Here is a 19,516-nt window from a genome sequence, read left to right as displayed (position 1 = left end):
CAATTTGAAAGAGTTTGCATTGAAATGCCAAGTTGTCTGGCTGTTTCCGATACATTGCCTTGATTGGCTTCAATCAATTTTATTGCTTCAACTTTAAATTCTGCGGTGTAAGTCTTCTGTTTCTTGCTCATGGTAAACTCCTGATGAGTGTCTATAGTTTACCAAGTTAAAACCTCCTGTTTTCTCAGCACACATCAGCGTCTAGAAATGAAAAGAAATTCCAAACTGCAGATGAAGAATATGAAGAGTTTATGAAAGCGATAGTGAGCGTTTAAAATGTTTGAGATGTTGAAATTTGAAGGTCGCATTCAAAGATTAGAGATTTATGATGATTCTTTAAGTGCATTTGGTAAGTCTGGTGATACTCAAATTGCAGCTTCAGCAATTCTAAGCGGTGTAGCAGAAAGTGTTTCATTGTCCGCACAGACTGTATTTCTCGCATCGCGTAGTCGTTTACATGTTAAGTCCGTTGTTTTGGAAATAGGCGGTAAAGTTTGTGTGGGTCAATTTCATCGTGCTCTATTCGAACAGGAAGAGTATGTTATTTGCATTGTAAGAAGGCTAGAAAACAACTTATATGAGCTTTATTCTGTATTGAGCCCTAAAACAGGTCTACTCCATATGCAGGTTGGGATGGGAGCTTCTATCAAAAAACATAATATCTCAGCAAGAAAAGGCGGGTTATGGATGTATTTTATTTCTGTGATAGGCCTTCTTTTAATTCTTTTATTTGGGAGGGATTTTTCTTTTGATGATTTTTTGAGTTGGTTGATAGTCTCTATTTTATTTTATTTTATTTTATTTTTTATTATAAAAAATGCTTCAAAGTCATTAAAACATTTTTCAGAAAAGTCAGAACAGATTTTTGGCTTGTATGGATTTAAAGACCCCCAAGAGGTTTTCTTATTGCCAAGTCGCTATCTAAGTGAAAAAGATCACTTGTTGCTTGAGTCTGTATATGAATATAGAAAAATTATTGAAAGTGATCCATACCCAGAAAGCTATATAGAGCAAAAAGAACGGAATGTATAACTAGCTAGAAATTAAAAGGTTGTATAAGGTAAATCATTTGAAACTAAACTTAAAGCTTGTTTAAGGTCCAATCCACTCTCTAGAAAAAGCCAAATCTAAAATTCTTATAAATCAGAATGTGGGTGAGATTGCAGCAGGTACAGCTTTTTCGGGTGTACTTGCAGGAAGCAGCGCATTACTCACAAGCTCGCCGATTTTATTAATGGCTGGAAAGGCAAAAGATGGCATCACGTTTATGGGGGAAATAGAAGGACATTCTTTACTGGGGCAATCTGCATACGCCTGATAGATTTTCGGGCTAGAGATGAGTCGGAAATGATGAAGAATATTAGTAAAAATGAATTAATGCAGAGCTATATTATATTGCTACATTTTCATTGTGTAGCTATCTCTCTCCAGCATTGTTAGAAAATCTACGATTAAAGCAAATAGAAGAGGATGAATACCTTGTTGGGCAAGGAAGTTCATTAAATAATCTCTACTTACTAGTGGATGGAAAGTTGCAAGTACAACATTTTCAGCAACATGGAAGTTATGCTGTATTTTCTATTGAAAAGGCATTCTCGGTGATTGGTGATTTAGAGCTTTTTTAGATATCGATATGTATACGGTCAGTACTGTTTGGGCGATTCCAAAGTCAGATATTCTTGAAATACCTTTGAGCAAGATTCAGCAATATGGTTTTAATGACCCTATTTTTCTACGTTTTATTTGTACTCACCTGAGTAAAAAACTATATGCTTCGACTTAATTGCTGACGAATGTATCACTTCCTACATTTGTGAAAGAGCGAAAGTATTTGGCAATCAGGGCTGAAGTTGAAGGAACAGTTATCCACTTGGAAAAACGTGATTCTATTGCCGCTATGCTTGGAATTTCAACTAGGCAGCTGAATCGTGATCTTAAAGATTTAGCGGAGTTAAACATTATTCAGTTCAAAAATAAAACAGTGAAAGTACTGGACAGTGATTACCTGCCTGAAATCAAGGCGACAGATTTTTTCTAACTTAAAAGAGAATGTGTTGTTGGATAGCGATCACGATCTATTTTTAATTTTCAGAATTGATCAGCTTTCTTGAATAATATTTACACTTTATTGGAGGAGGGTATTGCAGACATTTCTTAAATTTGTAATCCTTGTCAAAAGGGTGTCTAGTTTTGAACTGAGGCAGGTGTTTGTTGTAGTCGGGCCGCTATAACGTAACTAAAGAGCACCTGTATGTTTAAGCTAAAGATTTTTGACGCAATCTCTACGGAAGTATTGACTTTAAAAAGTGATCTGGAACTGAATACTGAAATTCAGCTCATCACCAAATATAAAACATCTCACTCGGAAGCTTATAAAAAAGCGATCGTTTTAATATTTAAAGAACGAGGTTATTCTAGCCTAGAAATAGGGCAATTATTAGAGTTCTAATGCTTATATTTCTTTTTAAATCAAGGTTGTATAATCCTAGACATTATTATCTATAGCTATGTTAATTATCCCCATCCTTTTGTTATCGAGATTGGAAGGGCAATTATTGGACATGCTCCTAATAGGTCATGTCCTAGATCTTTTTTATTCCTTGAGACTAATTCAAGATATTATTTTTTCTTGATTGGTTTTTGAGACTAAAGATGTATCACGCTGCTAACAATATTTTGAATACTTTTGGATAGTAAAATAGCACTAAATATATGATATTTAATGCTATAATTGAGGTTTTAAGGGGTCTTGGCTTTGGCTGAACAGTAGGGGGTTCTTTACTTTATTTTCTTAAAAATAAAGTCATTAATTTTATGACCAGATTCAAGACCACGACGCTCAAATTTAGTCACTGGACGCCATTCTGGGCGAGGGTAGCTATTGCCTTTACCTGCCAAGTTTTCCATATCTGGACGGTTATCTAGGATGTCAAGCATCCACTCTGCATACGGTTCCCAGTCAGTTGCTGAGTGGAAGGTACCACCAAGCTCTAACTTCTGTTCAACCAGTTGCATACGCTCATGAATCACAAAGCGGCGTTTAAAGTGACGCTTCTTCTGCCAAGGATCTGGGAAATAAAGCTGTACACAGTTAATGCTGTTGTCTGGCATCTCACGTAACACTTGGATTGCATCAGCATCCAATACAAACAGGTTCTTTAAGCCTGCCATACCCGCTTCATACACACACTGTGCGATACCAGGCACATGCACTTCGATTCCGACAAAGTTACGTTCTGGGTTGGCTTTCGCCATTAACACCAAAGAACGCCCCATACCAAAACCGATTTCAACGGTTAATGGACGCTCAGGATGTTCAAAGTGTTGACGTAAATCACCAACAGGGTATTCCAAAATTAAATCACGATAATCTTCTAAAGCAGTACGTTGTGAAGTATTGAGCGGAGCTGAACGACGCATAAACGTCACAATTTCACGGTGCTCAGGCAAATTGTCGAGTTCCGTAATTTGCGTTTCTAACTGATCGTTTGACATGATTCTGGAGATATAAATATAGAAATGCCGTATTTTAAGTGTTCAGGTGGTCAAGTCAAACTTTAAGTGATTTTATTTAGCCAGTCATTTTTGAAATTGCTTAAAATTTGTCAAAAAATCTTCATGTAGCTGTCACAGAAATTGCATAGCCTAATTACAATTTTAACACTAAGTAAAAAACTATGAACAATTTTAAATACCATTCAATCGCCATTTGTCTAGGTTTATTAGGCGCATCTTCAATCTTTTCTGCTGCACATGCACAATTGATGTTTAGCCAATATGTGGATGGCAGCAGCAATAAAAAAGGACTGGAGATTTATAACCCCGATGCAACAGCCGTGAACTTGGCGGATTATGAAATCCAGCAGTTTAATAATGGTGGCACAGTTAAAACCGTGGCCTTCCCATTACAAGGAACTTTGGCCAGTAAACAAAAATTCCTGATTGGTCGTTCAGAATTACAGGCACAATTGGGTGATAAGGTTAATCAAGTTGCGGGATTATCTTTTAATGGTGACGATGCCATTGTTTTACTCTATCGTGGTACACCCGTAGATCGTTTCGGTCGAATTGGTGAGCGCCCAACTTCAGGGTGGGGTACGACGGTGTTTAGTACTGCGAATAGCTTTAAACGCATTCAAACGGACAATCCTGTGGTGAGTGTTGATCCGACCAGTCCATTTGATCTTGACCAATCTTGGCAGGCATGGACAGATCGAAATGACTTTTCGAATTTAACTGGCTCAACCACGACACCACCTGTAGATGCAGTGAGCTGTAGCAGTAGCGATACACCAATTGCTAGTTTAGCTGAGTCGACTCAGAATCAAAACTACACCATTCGTGGTGTAATCACGGCGGACTATCGTTATAGCAATGGCTTCTCAGGTTTCTATGTGCAAACGCCTGATAGCAAAGCAACGCCAAATGTCAGCAATGCCATCTTCGTTTATATTCCTGCAAGCAGTGCAGTTAAAGGTGGGCAGGTTGGTGATGAAGTGATCCTGCGTGGTCGTTTAACCAGTTATCAAAATCAACTTCAAATGGATCAGTTGCAGCAGGATATTAAGACCTGTAACCAGAACATGGCATCGCTGATTCAACCGCTGGATTTAAACTTACCATTTAGCAGCTTGACCGATACTGCGGGTAATTCGCCGAAACGCTATCAAGGGATGTTGGTGAAACTACCGCAAACGTTGACGGTGAGCGAAAACTATAATTTTGGTCGTTATGGTGAACTTTCATTGAGTCTTGGTCGCTTATTTATTCCGACCAACCTTTATCCTGCACTTTCAAATGAAGCCAAGGCTTTAGCGCAACAAAACTTACTTTCTAAGATTATCTTTGATGATGGTTATAACAATCAAAACCGTGCACCGTGGTTGCCACAAAACTTTAGTGCTTTAAATACGCTGCGTTCGGGATATCAGTTAAAGAATGCACAAGGGATTCTAGAATATCGTTTTAATGCTTGGCGTGTACAACCAATTGCGGGTGCGAACTTACCTGAAGTAGTCACTACCACCAATCCGCGTTCAAGCATTGCGGCTAAACAAAGCAAACATATTCGCGCTGCGGCATTTAATGTGCTGAACTATGACAATGGCAAGAATGGCTTCCCAACGGAACGTGGTGCCAACAGTCAGGCTGAATTTGATAAGCAACATGCTAAAATCGTTAACGCATTAAAATCAATCGATGCGGATGTGTATGGTTTGATGGAGATTGCCAATAATGGCTATGGCAGTGATAGTGCAGTTGCTAATTTGACTAAAGCTTTAGGGCCAGACTGGAAATATGTGATTCCAGAAGGACTAAATCAGCTCGGTACGGATGTGATTGCGGTTGCGATTATCTATAACAGCAAACGTGTTCAGCCTGTGAATAAACCTGCGGTATTGGACTTAGGTGATAAAAGCCGTTCGACCATTGCACAATCCTTCAAGCCTGTACAAGGTGGGCAAATCTTTACAGTGATTCCAAACCATCTTAAATCAAAGAGCTGTCGAGGTGTTGATGAAAACTCTCTCGATGCGGATCAACGCGATGGACAGGGCTGTTGGAACCCAACCCGAGTGAAAGCGGTTGAGCAACTCACTCAATGGATCGCCAAGAATCCGACCCAAGTTAAAAATCCGAATATCTTGCTCTTAGGCGATATGAACAGCTATGGCAAAGAAGATCCAATCTTAAGTTTTGAAAAAGCCAACTACAAAGTGCTCCTCAATGACAGCAAAGTGGGCGAGGGTAATAAAGCTTATAGTTATGTCTTCGGTGTAGCGAGCGATGCCGATGGTTATGGTGGAGCAGGTAACCTTGATCATGCCATTGCCGATACCAATCTGTATAAACGTGTGATCAAAGCTTTTGCATGGCATATCAATGCCGATGAGCCATCGGTATTGGATTATAACGAGGAATATAAGACCGATGAGCAAAAGGCCTTGTTCTTCGCAGCGGATGCTTATCGCTCTTCAGATCATGATCCTGTGATTGTTGATTTAGATATGAAAAGCTCGGATTCTCAACTGGAACCAAATAATCAGAAGAACATCATCGTTGAATTTTTAAACTCATTATTTGAATGGTTAGGCAAACTTTTTGGTCGAGCGTAATCTGATTTCCGTGACATTGTTGGGTTTGTTTTTTCATAAATTAATCAATCGTCACGGAATATAACTTGCAAGGCAGAAAAAAATTCATTAATAGTAGTGGTGTAGATGTTCTTAGCATGAAAGCTGTTATAAATTTTAGTTATTTCTGTTCTCGAGTTTCGTAGGAACGTTCTAGGGCATAAGTTGTTAGATAACAAGGATCAATTATGAAGTTGTATTATTCACCTGGTGCATGCTCATTGGCAGCCCATATTATTTTAAATGAAATAAACGTAGATTTTGATTTAGAACGAGTTGATCTAAAAACACATAAAACATCAAAAGGTGCAGATTATTACGAGATTAACCCAAAGGGCTATGTACCTGCTTTGGAAATTAATCCAGGTTTGATTTTAACTGAGAATGTGGCAATTTTACCGTTCTTGGCTCAGCATGACCCTAAACAGGATTTGATTCCACCGTCAGGCATGGGGCGTGCCAAAGTCCTAGAGTGGTTAGGATACTTGAACTCAGAATTGCATGATGCTTACTCAGTGTTCTTTGGCGGTAAACTCAGTGATGATGAGAAAACTAAAGCCTATGCAGAAGTTGATCGTTTGCTTAAATATATCGACAACTATTTAGCTGAATCGGATTGTGATTATTTGGTCGATGATAACTTTGGCCCTGCGGATGCCTATTTATTTGTTCTTACCAACTGGTCAAATCACATTGAGCATGATTTAACGCCTTATATCAATATTATTGCATTGCGCAATAAAGTGGCTGAACGTCAGTCAGTGCAAATTGCAATGCGCGATGAAGGTTTATTAAGTTAATTTAGACCAATAAAAAAGCCTCTGTTTACAGAGGCTTTTTTATTTCAACTCAATTATTGTTGAGCTTTTTCTTTCACATCAGCAGCAGTTGATTCTACAGCACCAGCAACTTTAGCGGTTGCATCACGTGCAGCAGCTTCAGTTTTAGCAGCAGCTTCAGCCGTTGCAGTTGCAGTGTGATCAGCAGCAGCATCAATTTGATCAGCAGCAGTATCTACAGCAGTTGCAACGTTGCTCGCAGCAGCATCAGTTGCATTTTGAACATCAGCACCAGCTTGATCAGCAGCATGTTCTATGTGCTCACCTGTAGTTGCACCAGTTTCAGGCGCTTTATCTTTATTACAGCCTACAAGCGCAACAGTAGCAGCAAGACCTAATGCAACAAGTAATTTATTCATTGTCTATTTCCTTTTCTTTGTGGCATCCAATCGGATATGGATACCGAAAATATAAACATAAACTTGATGAATAATAAAGTTGAAAATTTGTTGATAACTTGTAAAAACACGCACTTACATCGGAAAGTGTAAGTGCGTGCACATGTTTTAAATCGGCTTATACGCCAGAACGGATCATATAATCAAAGGCAGACAGCGATGCTTTGGCACCTTCACCTGTGGCAATGATGATTTGCTTGTACGGTACTGTCGTACAGTCACCCGCAGCAAATACCCCTTTGACATTGGTTTCATTGCGATCATTAATCACAATCTCACCACGGTTGCTGAGTTCAACCGCACTGTTCTTTAAGAAATCCGTGTTTGGCAATAAACCAATTTGTACGAAGATCCCTGCAAGTTCAACCGTGTGTTCAACCTCAGTGCCGCGATCTTTGTATTTCAACGCCGTTACTTGTGAACCGTCACCGACCACTTCTGTACTAAGCGCATTTAAGATCACCGTCGTATTTGGCAAGCTGTTTAACTTGTCTTGCAATACTTGGTCTGCACGAAGTTTGGTATCAAATTCAACCAAAGTCACATGCTCTACAATACCTGCAAGGTCAATCGCTGCTTCGACACCTGAGTTACCACCACCAATCACCGCAACACGTTTGCCTTTGAATAATGGACCATCACAGTGTGGGCAATACGCCACACCACGAGTACGGTATTCAGCTTCGCCAGGTACATTCATTTCTCTCCAGCGTGCACCTGTAGACAGGATGATGGTTTTCGATTCAAGTTTGGCACCATTCTCCAGTTCCACTTCAACCAGACCATTGGCCGTTTGATCTGCACCTGTGATCTTGCTGACACGTTGCAAGTTCATAATGTCCACACCGTACTCACGAACATGTGCTTCCATATCTTGAGCGAACTGAGGACCTACGGTTTTTTGAACAGTGGTGAAGTTCTCAATATCCATAGTATCCATCACCTGACCGCCGAAGCGTTCAGCCACGATACCGGTTTTAATGCCTTTACGTGCTGCATAAATCGCTGCTGTACCACCCGCAGGGCCGCCACCAATCACCAACACATCAAATGCATCTTTGGCATTGATTGCTGCTGCATCTTTCTCAGCTGAATTGCTATCCAACTTGGCAACGATTTCTTCTAAGGTCATACGACCTTGACCAATATGCTGATTGTCTTGGAATACCATTGGCACGGCCAAGATTTTGCGTTCTTCAACTTCATCTTGGAAGAAAGCACCATCAATCATGGTTGCCGTGGTATTTGGATTGTTGATCGCAATTAAGTTCAAGGCTTGAACCACATCTGGACAGTTATGACAGCTCAACGATACAAACACATCAAAGTTCGCTGTTAAGTTTAGACCTTTGATCTGGGCCAAAACCTCATCAGAAACTTTCGGCGCATAACCCGATACTTGTAATAATGCCAAGATCAAAGAAGTAAACTCATGTCCCATTGGTAAACCAGCAAAGAACACACGTGGTTGTTCACCTGCTTTGGCTACACCGAAACTAGGACGGCGAGCGTTTGAACCGTCAAAACGCGCCGTAACCTGATCAGAAAGTTCAGCAATTTCCGTGACGAGTTCTTTGATTTTTTCTGCTTTGTCAGAATCATCTAATGCAGCAACCAACTCGATTGGACTTTCTAAACGTTCTAAGTAAGCTTTTAATTGAGTTTTAATATTTTGATCTAACATGTATTTCTCCAAACGCTAAGACTTTTAAATCAGCTAAATTCATTCAATGAGGCTATAGTACGTAAAAGTACAGAATAGGTAAAACAGTATGTTTTTATGAGTTTAATCGGTTTTTTGAATTTTTGATAAATTTACTATTTTCTGAACATTTCTTTCACAAAAAATTTGATTACAATCAAAGTTGTTATATAACTGCAATCATTTCGTGGCATAAATAAAGGGTAAGTAATATGACCTTACAACGTGGCATTTATCAACACTATAAAGGTCAGCTGTATCAAGTGTTTAATGTGGCTCGTCATAGTGAAACAGAAGAAGAATTGGTGGTCTATCAATGCTTATATGGTGATTACTCAATGTGGGTACGTCCATTGGCAATGTTTAGCGAAACCGTTCAGCTCGATGATGGTCAAATTCTGCCACGCTTTAAACTGATACAAACGACTTAAGTTCAATACACTTTTGCATAAGCGTAGTTGGGGGATCAGATATGACCAGCACTGTATTTTTACAACGTATTTCTGATTTATATGATGAGTTTAAACAACATGATGCTCGACAGTCTGATCGCTTAAGACGCTACCGAAATATTGAAGCTGAATCAGCTAAGCTACTTGCGATGTTGGTTCGTACTCAACGATCAAAACGAATTTTAGAAATTGGCACCTCCACAGGTTATTCAACACTTTGGTTGGCAGAAGCAGGTAAAACCGTCGGTGGGGCTGTACAAACCCTAGAAATTAATGCCTTTCGTAGTGCGCAAGCAAAAAAATATGCGGAAGAATTTGGCTTAGAGCCGTTTATTGATTTTTGGGTGGGAGATGCGGCTGATTATTTGGCTGATGGGACTGAGCCTTTCGATTTAATTTTACTCGATGCTGAGCGTGGTAGTTATGTGAGTTACTGGCAAGACTTAAAGCGCTTATTGCAGTCTTCGGGAAGCACCTTGATTGTTGATAATGTGATTTCTCATGCAGCAGAGGTGAAGGAATTCCTTGAGCTGATTAAAGATGATGAAGATTACATGAGCACCATTCTGCCGATTGGTGCAGGTTTATGTATGGTGGTGTTGAAGTGAATTGATTTTACTTTGATGGTGGAGTCGATATGCTTGAGGGCTACAGCCAATCACTTTATTAAATGCACGAGTGAAATTGGCAGGATTGGAATAACCCAGCTCATAGGCAATATGGGTAATGGTAAAGCTAGAATTTTCTAATAACTCAATGGCTCGTTCAGTGCTGATCTGCTGCTTTAAAGCTTGAAATTCAACACCTTGTTGCTGCAAATAGCGTTGCAAGGTTTTAGTGGAAATGTTTAATACTTTGGCACATTCCATGAGGGTTGGGACTTGATTGGCTTGTCGCAACATCATGCTGACCCATTCAACAATTTCTCCTTGATGATAGATCTTCTGGATTTGCTCCTGACAGCGTTGTTCAACTATTTTTAAGCTATGTGCATCTGCTAAAGGCAGGGGTAGAGCCAATTGTTGCTGATCAATCACCACGCGTATGCCTGAAAGCCAGGTATAGTTAAAATGGAAATTGGCTTTTACCAAGGCTAAATAACGATCTTGATAACTTGGCTCTGGAACACTCAAATATACTTGGTAGCGTTGTAATTGCTGACCTGCCAATTCTAATAGGCTGTAGTAAAATGCTACGGCAATCGCTTCAATATGAAAGGCTAAACACTGCTTATTCATCTGCAAAATTGGTTCAAATAACAGTTCAACTTTTTGTGAGCCTGTTGGAAACTGAATGCTGAGCTTAAAACTTGGCATAATCAGTCTAAAATATTGTGCAATCAGCCTAAGCGCATGTTCCAGATTAGGACTAGTCATGAGTGCATAGCCGACAAGACTATGCGAGCTAAGTTTTATATTTTTACCCAGTTCAAAGGCCAAGTCTTGGGTATTGGGCAGACTTAAACCAATCTCAATAAATTGTTCAATTTGCTGAATCGATAATAATTCTGTTTTTGCCAGTTCTTGCTGAACTGCCATCAACAAATCATTATCGTATTGATGCGTACCGATTAAAATTTCAATCAGTCGTAAATAATAACGTGATGGAATAACAGGGATCTGTTGCTTTTGCACAAGAAAAACTCATTAAAGTCTTAAAATGATAATAGCAAGTCTTAAAATGATAATATAGAGCGGCGATGAAGGAACACAATCAATTCAAGCAAAGCATTTTGTGTTTGATTGAGGAATTTCTAATGAATATGCATACTCAACTGGATGTCGAGCAAGCGACAACAACATTTAAAGATAAAAAACGTCATTTATGGCTATTGGGTTTGGCTGTACCGACGATTGCAATGGGTGGTTTGGCGGGATATCAATTTGGCCCTAAAAAAACGAAAAAGTTCTTCGCTTCATTTGGGCCATTATTTATACATGGTGTTATTCCAACATTAGATAAATTGATTGGTGAAGACACGGAAAACCCGCCATTAGATGCAATCGCAGATTTAGAAGCTGATCCGTATTACGCTCGAATTGTTAAACTTTTTATTCCTTTACAATACGCGACCAATCTTTATGGAGCCTATTTAGCCAGTCGTAAAGACACGCCAGTTGCAGATCAAGTCTTATTGGGAACTTTGGTGGGAATGGTCAATGGAATTGCCATTAATACTGCACATGAACTGAGCCATAAGAGCGGACGTTTAGAGCATTATCTTTCTCATTTGGCTTTAGCACCATCAGGTTATAACCATTTCCGTATTGAACATCCTTATGGACATCATCGTCGCGTTGCTACACCAGAAGATCCAGCATCTTCACAATTTGGCGAAACCTTTTGGAAGTTCTTGCCGCGCACTGTGATTGGTAGCTTCAAATCGGCGATCGAAATTGAGAAAAACCGTTTAGAACGTAAGAAATTACCTTTCTTGTGTAAGGAAAATGAGTTGATTCATGGCTGGGCGATGTCTGCTGCATACCATACCGCCATGTTTAGCAAGTTTGGTATGCGTTCAATCCCATTCCAAGTCACGCAAGCGGCTTATGCGATTACTTTGTTTGAGTCTGTGAACTATATTGAACACTATGGTTTAAAGCGTGCAAAGAAAGAAAATGGCCAGTATGAACGTACTTTGCCAGAGCACAGCTGGAATAATAATAATGTCGTGACCAATTTGTTCTTGTATCAATTACAACGTCATTCGGATCATCACGCCAATCCGACCCGAAGCTTTCAAACCTTACGTCACTTTCAAGATGCACCGCAATTACCCGCAGGTTATGGTGCCATGATTCTGCCAGCGTTTATTCCATCATGGTGGTCAAAAATCATGGATGACCGTGTTGTAGCACATTATAAAGGTGACCTGAGTAGAATTAATATGCATGCAGATGTGAAGGAAGAAATGCTCGAGAAATATATTGAGCAAAATGACGCGGCTTAAATCATCGAAAGATATAAAACAGATCAGCCCCAGCGGGCTGATTTTTTTATGACTAGGCTGAAATACAGAGTCGTTTAAAATGTAGATCAAACTCAAGATATTTATGCACAAAGGCTGTTTTATCATTGGTGCGAAGTAAATTATTGTAGATAAACTCTGGAACGGGATGGTAAAGCTCACCTGAGCCATTGCTATAGAAAATTTTTAAATAGCGTGAAGAAACATCATATTTCCAAGAGGTTACAACAACAGATTTTTCCATATAACGACTCCTATTTTTGTTTGATCTTTTAGTACATATACAAAAACTCTTTTGTTTCATAATTTGACAGTACTCCAACTGCGGCAGTCTGACAATTCATAAATGAAGCTTGCTATAAATTTATAAGTATAAGAATTGTAAAAAATTAGCTATAAATTTTCGGTTGGAATAGGACTTGGATTGATAAAAATAATCAATAAAAAAACCACCCTAAAAAGGGTGGCTTCAAACCTATTGGTCTAATCTAAAAAATTAGATTTTACCAACTAAGTCGATAGATGGAGCAAGCGTAGCTTCGCCTTCTTTCCATTTAGCTGGGCAAACTTCACCTGGGTGAGCGTGAACATATTGAGCAGCTTTAACTTTACGAAGAAGTTCAGATGCATCACGGCCGATACCACCAGCGTTGATTTCAACGATTTGGATTTTGCCTTCTGGATCGATTACGAAAGTACCACGGTCAGCAAGACCAGCAGCTTCGATTAATACGTCGAAGTTTTTAGAAAGTGTCCAAGTTGGGTCACCGATCAATGGGTATTGGATTTTACCAATAACTTCTGAAGTGTCGTGCCAAGCTTTGTGCGTGAAGTGAGTGTCAGTAGACACGCCATAGATTTCAACGCCTAGTTTTTGGAATTCAGCATAGTTGTCAGCAAGGTCGCCTAACTCTGTTGGACATACGAATGTGAAGTCAGCTGGGTAGAAGAATACAACAGACCATTTGCCTTTAAGATCTGCTTCAGATACGTCAACAAATTGACCGTTATGGTACGCAGTTGCTTTAAATGGTTTAACTTCAGTATTAATTAAGCTCATCATTGTCTCCATGATTGAGGTTTTATTGAGAGGCTAACGCCTTACTTGTTTACGAGGTCAAGAATAAATAATTTTTAGTTATTGGGGAAATAGTATTTTTACATGACTAGAATCGGAAAATTGAATAAATCAATAAAAACGACTTTCACCCAAGAATATCTGTCCTATTTGACTGCATTGAGATGAAGCAAACATGACAAAAGATCCAGAACTAATGTGCATAACAACATGAAGTCTACGTCATCAAAATTCAAGGGTAAAATTGAAAAAATCTAAAATTATATAAAAAACGGAGGTATACGATTAAATTTTCTACGAGTATCAGTTTTATTTGGAAAACTATCTGTTCGTGATCCTGAGTTGTTGAGATAGATTGGCTAAAGAAAAAACACGAATCCGATAAGGAGAATAGTAATTAGTTTGATGAGATTATTGATTGGTTGCTATAAAAATTCAGGATTTATTTGGCAAGAGTGAAGGAATGGAATCATCTAATGGTCTGGTAAATGTTACACAAGCAAAAACTTATCTCCCAAAAGAGGGCGCAATATTTATTCCAAATTGTCAGGCAGTTGATTTATTCTCATGTTCGATGATTGTATTGGATGCAAAACAAAGTCAGCAAGAAATAAGAGAAGGCGCTATTTTCGTCCCAAAAGTATTAAAAGGAAAAGGTTATCAGCACTGGTCACAGGTCTCGACTTTTCTTAATCTTGTCGTTGATATTGATCCAAACGCAGTCAGTGGATCAAAATTAAGAGCTATTTTTATTGTTTCAGCCTCGGATGAGTAATTATTTAACTTGATTCAAGACCTGAATTTTTAGTGATAAGCCTCTGCGGTGGTTAAGACCTAGAAAAGCTTTCTTTGCATAGCAAGGGTTTAAGGCGTAAAATAGCCGATTATTTAATTTTTCAGGAAAGCTGTTCAGTGCAGAGTCATTTAAATGTAGATCAATTGGTTATGGCTCGTGACCGTCACCGTTTAAATCGACTGCGCAAAGATAAAAAAACAGAAACAGCAGAAATCGAAAAACTCATTCAACAATCGAATCATAAGGTAAAACAACGCTTAGCACGTGTTCCCACGATCAAGCTGAATCAAGACCTGCCTGTTACCCAATATGCAGACCGTTTAATTGAGGCAATTCAAAAGCATCAGGTCATCATTGTTGCTGGTGAAACGGGTTCTGGTAAAACCACACAGCTTCCACAAATTGCCATGCTGGCAGGCTGTGGACTCACAGGGATGATCGGTCATACTCAGCCACGTCGATTGGCTGCACGAAGTGTCTCGCAACGTATCGCTGAAGAAGTGGGCGAGAAGCTTGGCGAATCAATTGGCTTTAAGATTCGTTTTAATGAGCAAGGTTCGCAAGATTCAATCGTCCGTTTGATGACCGATGGTATTTTGTTGGCTGAATTAACCAATGACCGTTTTCTATCAAAATACGATACGATCATTATTGATGAAGCGCATGAACGCTCACTCAATATTGACTTCATCATGGGCTATCTCAAGCAGCTTTTGCCAAAGCGTCCTGATTTAAAAGTGATCGTGACCTCGGCGACTCTGGATGTAAACCGTTTTAGCCAGTATTTTTATAACGCACCGATTTTTGAAGTAGAAGGTCGTAGCTTTCCTGTCGAGCTACGTTATCGTCCGATTTCTGAGTTGAGCATTGTCGGTAGCGATGACGATGAGTTTGATGATTTTGAAGAAAATCTACCGCGTGCGGTGGTGCAGGCTGTAGAGGAATGTTTTGCAGATGCAGAGAGTAAAGGTCATCCTGAATATGCGGATATTTTAATTTTTGCCAGTACAGAGCAAGAAATCCGTGAATTACAGGAAACGCTGCAAAAATATGGTCCTCGTCATACTGAGGTATTGCCTTTATATGCACGTTTGGCTCTTGCAGAACAGCAAAAAATCTTTAGCCCAAGTGGTAAAGGGCGACGCATTATTATTGCCACCAACGTGGCGGAAACAGCACTGACTGTACCGAATATTCGTTATGTGATTGATAGTGGTTTTGCTCGTATCTCACGTTATAACTACCGTTCACGTGTACAGCGCTTACCGATTGAAGCTATTTCACAAGCTGCAGCCAATCAGCGTAAAGGTCGTTGTGGTCGTATTGCTGCGGGTGTCTGTATTCGTCTATACAGTGAAGAAGACTTTTTAAGTCGTCCTGAGTTTACTGAGCCTGAAATTAAACGAACCAACTTGGCCTCTGTTATTTTGCAAATGCAAAGCTTAGGTTTAGGTAATTTAGAAGATTTTGATTTTATTGAGCCGCCTGATTTTCGTTTGGTTAATGATGGACGCAAACTCTTGGTTGAGTTGGGTGCATTAAATGAACGTAAGAATGATTTAACCAAAGTCGGTCAAATGATGGCACGTATGCCGATTGACCCGCGTTTAGCACGTATGTTGGTTGGCGGTGCTCATTTTGGTGTACTCAAAGAAACTTTGATTATTGTCAGTGCCTTGGCCATTCAAGATCCGCGTGAACGTCCTGCGGACAAGCAAATGCAGGCAGATCAGAAACATGCCTTATTCAAAGAAGCAGATTCAGACTTTTTATTCTATCTAAAGCTTTGGAATACGTTACAAACCAGCCCCGAAACACAAACTGAAAATAAGCGTCGTCAATTTGCGCGTCAGCACTTTTTAAGTTGGTTACGTCTTCGTGAATGGAAACAAACCCATCAGCAATTGGTTGAATTGGCAGAAGGTTTAAAACTCAGTTTTAACGAAAAATCAGCTAATTATGAAAACTTACACCGTGCACTATTAACGGGTTTGCTTTCATTTATTGCGAATAAAACCGATGAACGTAATACCTTTATGGCGGTGCGCCAACAGAAGGCTAAAGTTTTTCCTGCAAGTACCTTACACAAGACCAATACCGCTTGGGTGATGGCATTTGAGATGGTGGAAACCTCTCAGGTGTATTTACGCACCTTGGCAAAAATTGATCCTGAATGGATTTTATTGGCTGCGCGTGATTTATTGAAGTACCACTATTTCGAGCCACATTGGTCGAAAAAGGCAGGTATCGTCAATGCTTATGCACAAATATCGCTATTTGGTTTAATCATTGAACCGAAACGAATGATTAATTTCGAGAAAGTTGATCAAGCCGCGGCACACGAAATCTTTTTACGTGATGGACTGACCACCGGGAATTTGGGCATTACACCGCCATTTTTAAAACATAACCTACTCAAACTTGAAGAAGTTGAACGGGTTGAAGATAAATTACGTCGTCGTGATTTGGTGGTGGATGAAGAGACCATTTACCAGTTCTATGCAGAAAAAGTGCCTGAGGAAATTGCCAGCCGTCGTAGTTTTGAAGATTGGCGCGCGACAGTCGAAACAGACAATCCACGTTATCTCTTTGTGGAAGATGATGCGTTGTGGATGAATGATCGTCCAACCACGCAACAGTTCCCTGATTATTTGCATAATGGACAACTGCGACTTGCTGCCAGCTATCGTTTTGACCCAAGTCATGATGAAGATGGTGCGACAGTTAAAATTCCTGTGCAGGCTTTACCGCAAGTGGATGAAAAGCAATGGTCGTGGGGCATTCCTGGCTGGCGTCAGGATTTAATCGAAGCTTTATTGAAAGCACTGCCAAAAGACAAGCGTCGCAATTTGGTGCCGATCCCTGATACAGCTAAAAAGCTCATGCAGGGGATTGATGCAGTTCATCTGCGTGAACATTTATTTAGCTACTTGGCGTTTGCTTTACGCGGTGAGCAGATTACGGAAAAAGACTTTTCTTTTGAACGTATCGATCAATATCTAATACCTTTTATTAAGGTTGTAGATGAAAAGGGCAAGTTGATTGCACAAGGGCGTGATTTAGACGAATTAAAAGCCCGTTGTCGTGTGGAAACACATCGCCCAGTGCAACAGCAACAAGGTGAGTTTCAGACCTTCCCTGAAAATTTTGTGTTTGAAGCATCACAAAAAGTAACAGGCGTTATTATTAAGCAGTATCAGGCTTTGGTTTCTACCAAGCAATTTGCTGAGCTTGAAGCCAAAGATGAATCGGGCGTGGTGATTCAAACCTTTAATGATCAGGATGAAGCGATTAAGCAACATCGGGAAGGGGTAATCCGTCTGGTACATATGCAATTGGGGGATTTAATCCGTCAATTGAAAAAGCAGATTTCTAAACCTTTAGCTCTCGCTTATTCACCGTTGGGTGATCGTGCCAAGTTAGAGCAAATGCTAGTCTATGCAACCTTGCAAGTTTCAATTCAAGAGCTACCAAAAAATGCGACTGAGTTTCAACAACTATTGACTGAAACTAAAAAGAAATTCTTAGCAAATGGTCAACAGACATTAAGTGATTTAACTGAAATATTTACCCAATGGCAGCAGATTCGCCGTGAATTATTGGTCTTGGATCAAACCATTTTTGGTCGAAGTGTAGATGACATAGAAGATCAACTTGATTTAATGTCATTAGCAAACTTTGTTTATAGCCAATCCCCTGAAATTTGGCAGGAATACCCGCGTTATTTGAAAGCGCTGCTATTGCGTTTAGATTGTTTGCCCAATAATCTACAACGAGACCTTGCTGCAATTGATGATGTCGATCCATGGATGGACAAAGTATTTAAATTTAAAAACGATCCTAAAATTAAAGAACTGTATTTGATGTTGGAAGAATTTAGAATTTCTTTGTTTTCTCAACCGATGAAAACAAAGCTGCCTATTTCACCAACTAGATTACAAAAACTATGGGATCGATTAGCAATCGGTTAAACTGAGAAATATGAAAGTTAGAACTATTCTTTACAGGAGTTTTACATGGGCATCCGTATAACAGGTACAGGTTTATTCCATCCAACTGAATCTATTTCCAATGAAGAGTTGGTTGAAAGTTTAAATGCTTATGTAGAACAGTATAACCAAGATCACGCAGCGCAAATTGAAGCTGGCGAAATTGAAGCTTTACGTGGCTCAAGCCCTGAATTTATCGAGAAAGCATCGGGTATTCAACGCCGTTATGTGGTCGAAAAATCAGGTATTCTTGATCCAGCACGTTTGCGCCCACGTTTGCAAGAGCGTAGTAATGATGAACTGTCACTTCAAGCGGAGTGGGGCGTTATTGCTGCTAAACAAGCGATGGAAAATGCAGGCGTAACTGCAGAAGACATCGATGTTGTAATTTTGGCATGTTCAAATATGCAACGTGCCTACCCAGCAGTTGCGATTGAAATCCAGTCTGCATTGGGTATTCAAGGCTATGCCTATGATATGAATGTGGCATGTTCTGCTGCGACATTTGGTTTGAAACAAGCCTACGATGCTGTGAAATGTGGCGCACGTCGTGTGTTATTGCTCAATGTTGAAATTACATCGGGTCATTTAGACTACCGTACTCGTGATGCACACTTTATCTTTGGTGATGTTGCGACTGCATCAATTATTGAAGAAACTGAAACCAAATCGGGTTATGAAATCTTAGATATTCATTTGTTTACCCAGTTCTCAAATAATATCCGTAATAACTTTGGTTTCTTAAACCGCAGTGAAGATGCGGTTGTCGACGACAAGTTATTCCGTCAAGACGGTCGTAAAGTCTTTAAAGAAGTTTGTCCATTGGTTGCTAAAATCATTACCGCACAATTGGAAAAACTTGAATTAAGCGCTGAACAAATCAAGCGTTTCTGGTTGCATCAAGCCAATGCCAATATGAATGAACTGATTTTGAAATTGGTAGTCGGTAAAGAGGCTGATTTAGAACGTGCACCGATTATTTTGGATGAGTTTGCTAATACCTCGTCTGCAGGTGTGATTATTGCAATGCATCGTACGGGTGAGCAGGTCAATGATGGTGAGTATGCCGTGATCTCTTCATTCGGTGCTGGTTATTCAGTCGGTTCGATTGTAGTACAGAAGCATATTGCTTAAGCTTTTGTTTTAATAATAAAAAACAC

Annotated in this window: 18 protein-coding genes and 2 pseudogenes; 13 read left to right on the top strand and 7 right to left on the bottom strand. The window is 39.7% G+C overall.

Annotated elements, in window-relative coordinates; genetic code table 11:
• Positions 1-131 (bottom strand): transposase (locus tag F896_RS08100; RefSeq protein ID WP_016164019.1); only part of this gene is annotated, 131 nt, incomplete at its 3' end.
• A 63-nt stretch (positions 132-194) separates the two neighbouring features.
• Between F896_RS08100 and F896_RS21455 the strand changes: the two are divergent.
• The 5 genes and pseudogenes from F896_RS21455 to F896_RS08110 form a co-directional block, all read left to right on the top strand.
• Positions 195-275, top strand: a pseudogene (locus F896_RS21455) (hypothetical protein); the annotation flags it as partial.
• 10 nt (positions 276-285) lie between these two features.
• Complete coding sequence (locus tag F896_RS08105) at positions 286-1,032, top strand: putative type VI secretion system effector (protein WP_155765790.1); 747 nt, start codon at positions 286-288, stop codon at positions 1,030-1,032.
• A 70-nt stretch (positions 1,033-1,102) separates the two neighbouring features.
• Positions 1,103-1,303 (top strand): annotated as a pseudogene (locus F896_RS20465) (ABC transporter ATP-binding protein); the annotation flags it as partial.
• A gap of 567 nt (positions 1,304-1,870) precedes the next feature.
• On the top strand, positions 1,871-2,038 hold the full coding sequence (locus tag F896_RS21265; RefSeq protein ID WP_228130613.1) for a helix-turn-helix domain-containing protein: 168 nt from the start codon (positions 1,871-1,873) through the stop codon (positions 2,036-2,038).
• A 213-nt stretch (positions 2,039-2,251) separates the two neighbouring features.
• A complete protein-coding gene (locus F896_RS08110; RefSeq protein WP_016164016.1) occupies positions 2,252-2,449 on the top strand; it encodes a hypothetical protein in 198 nt (65 codons plus the stop codon).
• Positions 2,450-2,778: 329 nt separating this feature from the next.
• On the opposite strand, the gene trmB is transcribed toward F896_RS08110, so the two are convergent.
• Positions 2,779-3,495: a tRNA (guanosine(46)-N7)-methyltransferase TrmB gene (gene trmB, locus F896_RS08115; RefSeq protein WP_004654068.1), complete on the bottom strand. Its 717-nt coding sequence runs from the start codon at positions 3,493-3,495 to the stop codon at positions 2,779-2,781.
• A gap of 182 nt (positions 3,496-3,677) precedes the next feature.
• On the opposite strand from trmB, the gene F896_RS08120 reads away from it, so the two are divergent.
• Positions 3,678-6,116: an ExeM/NucH family extracellular endonuclease gene (locus tag F896_RS08120; RefSeq protein ID WP_016164015.1), complete on the top strand. Its 2,439-nt coding sequence runs from the start codon at positions 3,678-3,680 to the stop codon at positions 6,114-6,116.
• Between the two features lie 206 nt (positions 6,117-6,322).
• Positions 6,323-6,934, top strand: a complete 612-nt coding sequence (locus tag F896_RS08125) for a glutathione binding-like protein (RefSeq protein WP_016164014.1) — start codon at positions 6,323-6,325, stop codon at positions 6,932-6,934.
• Between the two features lie 53 nt (positions 6,935-6,987).
• Here F896_RS08125 and F896_RS08130 read toward each other — a convergent pair whose 3' ends face one another.
• Both F896_RS08130 and ahpF read right to left on the bottom strand, forming a co-directional pair.
• Positions 6,988-7,332: a hypothetical protein gene (locus F896_RS08130; protein ID WP_016164013.1), complete on the bottom strand. Its 345-nt coding sequence runs from the start codon at positions 7,330-7,332 to the stop codon at positions 6,988-6,990.
• Positions 7,333-7,489: 157 nt separating this feature from the next.
• The gene (gene ahpF / locus F896_RS08135; RefSeq protein WP_016164012.1) at positions 7,490-9,055 is read right to left on the bottom strand and encodes an alkyl hydroperoxide reductase subunit F; all 1,566 of its coding nucleotides are present in this window, start codon (positions 9,053-9,055) and stop codon (positions 7,490-7,492) included.
• A 230-nt stretch (positions 9,056-9,285) separates the two neighbouring features.
• On the opposite strand from ahpF, the gene F896_RS08140 reads away from it, so the two are divergent.
• A complete protein-coding gene (locus tag F896_RS08140) occupies positions 9,286-9,504 on the top strand; it encodes a DUF1653 domain-containing protein (RefSeq protein WP_005204420.1) in 219 nt (72 codons plus the stop codon).
• A 41-nt stretch (positions 9,505-9,545) separates the two neighbouring features.
• Positions 9,546-10,133 carry an O-methyltransferase gene (locus F896_RS08145; RefSeq protein WP_016164011.1) on the top strand — a complete coding sequence of 196 codons (588 nt, stop codon included), beginning with the start codon at positions 9,546-9,548 and terminating at the stop codon, positions 10,131-10,133.
• Here F896_RS08145 and F896_RS08150 read toward each other — a convergent pair.
• Positions 10,110-11,159 (bottom strand): helix-turn-helix domain-containing protein, encoded by a 1,050-nt coding sequence (locus F896_RS08150; RefSeq protein WP_016164010.1) that lies wholly within the window; start codon positions 11,157-11,159, stop codon positions 10,110-10,112. The genes F896_RS08145 and F896_RS08150 overlap by 24 nt on opposite strands.
• A 122-nt stretch (positions 11,160-11,281) precedes the next feature.
• On the opposite strand from F896_RS08150, the gene F896_RS08155 reads away from it, so the two are divergent.
• Positions 11,282-12,475 carry an alkane 1-monooxygenase gene (locus tag F896_RS08155; RefSeq protein WP_032882257.1) on the top strand — a complete coding sequence of 398 codons (1,194 nt, stop codon included), beginning with the start codon at positions 11,282-11,284 and terminating at the stop codon, positions 12,473-12,475.
• A gap of 52 nt (positions 12,476-12,527) precedes the next feature.
• On the opposite strand, the gene F896_RS08160 is transcribed toward F896_RS08155, so the two are convergent.
• Both F896_RS08160 and ahpC read right to left on the bottom strand, forming a co-directional pair.
• On the bottom strand, positions 12,528-12,737 hold the full coding sequence (locus F896_RS08160) for a KTSC domain-containing protein (protein ID WP_003652651.1): 210 nt from the start codon (positions 12,735-12,737) through the stop codon (positions 12,528-12,530).
• A 252-nt stretch (positions 12,738-12,989) separates the two neighbouring features.
• Positions 12,990-13,553, bottom strand: a complete 564-nt coding sequence (gene ahpC, locus F896_RS08165) for an alkyl hydroperoxide reductase subunit C (RefSeq protein WP_004654049.1) — start codon at positions 13,551-13,553, stop codon at positions 12,990-12,992.
• A gap of 436 nt (positions 13,554-13,989) precedes the next feature.
• On the opposite strand from ahpC, the gene F896_RS08170 reads away from it, so the two are divergent.
• The 3 genes from F896_RS08170 to F896_RS08180 all read left to right on the top strand — a co-directional run bounded on the left by F896_RS08170 (position 13,990) and on the right by F896_RS08180 (position 19,490).
• Positions 13,990-14,346, top strand: a complete 357-nt coding sequence (locus F896_RS08170) for a hypothetical protein (RefSeq protein ID WP_228130612.1) — start codon at positions 13,990-13,992, stop codon at positions 14,344-14,346.
• A 137-nt stretch (positions 14,347-14,483) separates the two neighbouring features.
• Complete coding sequence (gene hrpA, locus F896_RS08175) at positions 14,484-18,338, top strand: ATP-dependent RNA helicase HrpA (RefSeq protein ID WP_016164007.1); 3,855 nt, start codon at positions 14,484-14,486, stop codon at positions 18,336-18,338.
• 45 nt (positions 18,339-18,383) lie between these two features.
• On the top strand, positions 18,384-19,490 hold the full coding sequence (locus F896_RS08180) for a beta-ketoacyl-ACP synthase III (RefSeq protein ID WP_016164006.1): 1,107 nt from the start codon (positions 18,384-18,386) through the stop codon (positions 19,488-19,490).
• The last annotated feature ends 26 nt before the right edge of the window (positions 19,491-19,516 follow it).

The sequence above is a fragment of the Acinetobacter genomosp. 15BJ genome (assembly GCF_000400715.1).
GTDB lineage: Bacteria > Pseudomonadota > Gammaproteobacteria > Pseudomonadales > Moraxellaceae > Acinetobacter.
This window is presented reverse-complemented; position numbering and strand designations above follow the sequence as displayed.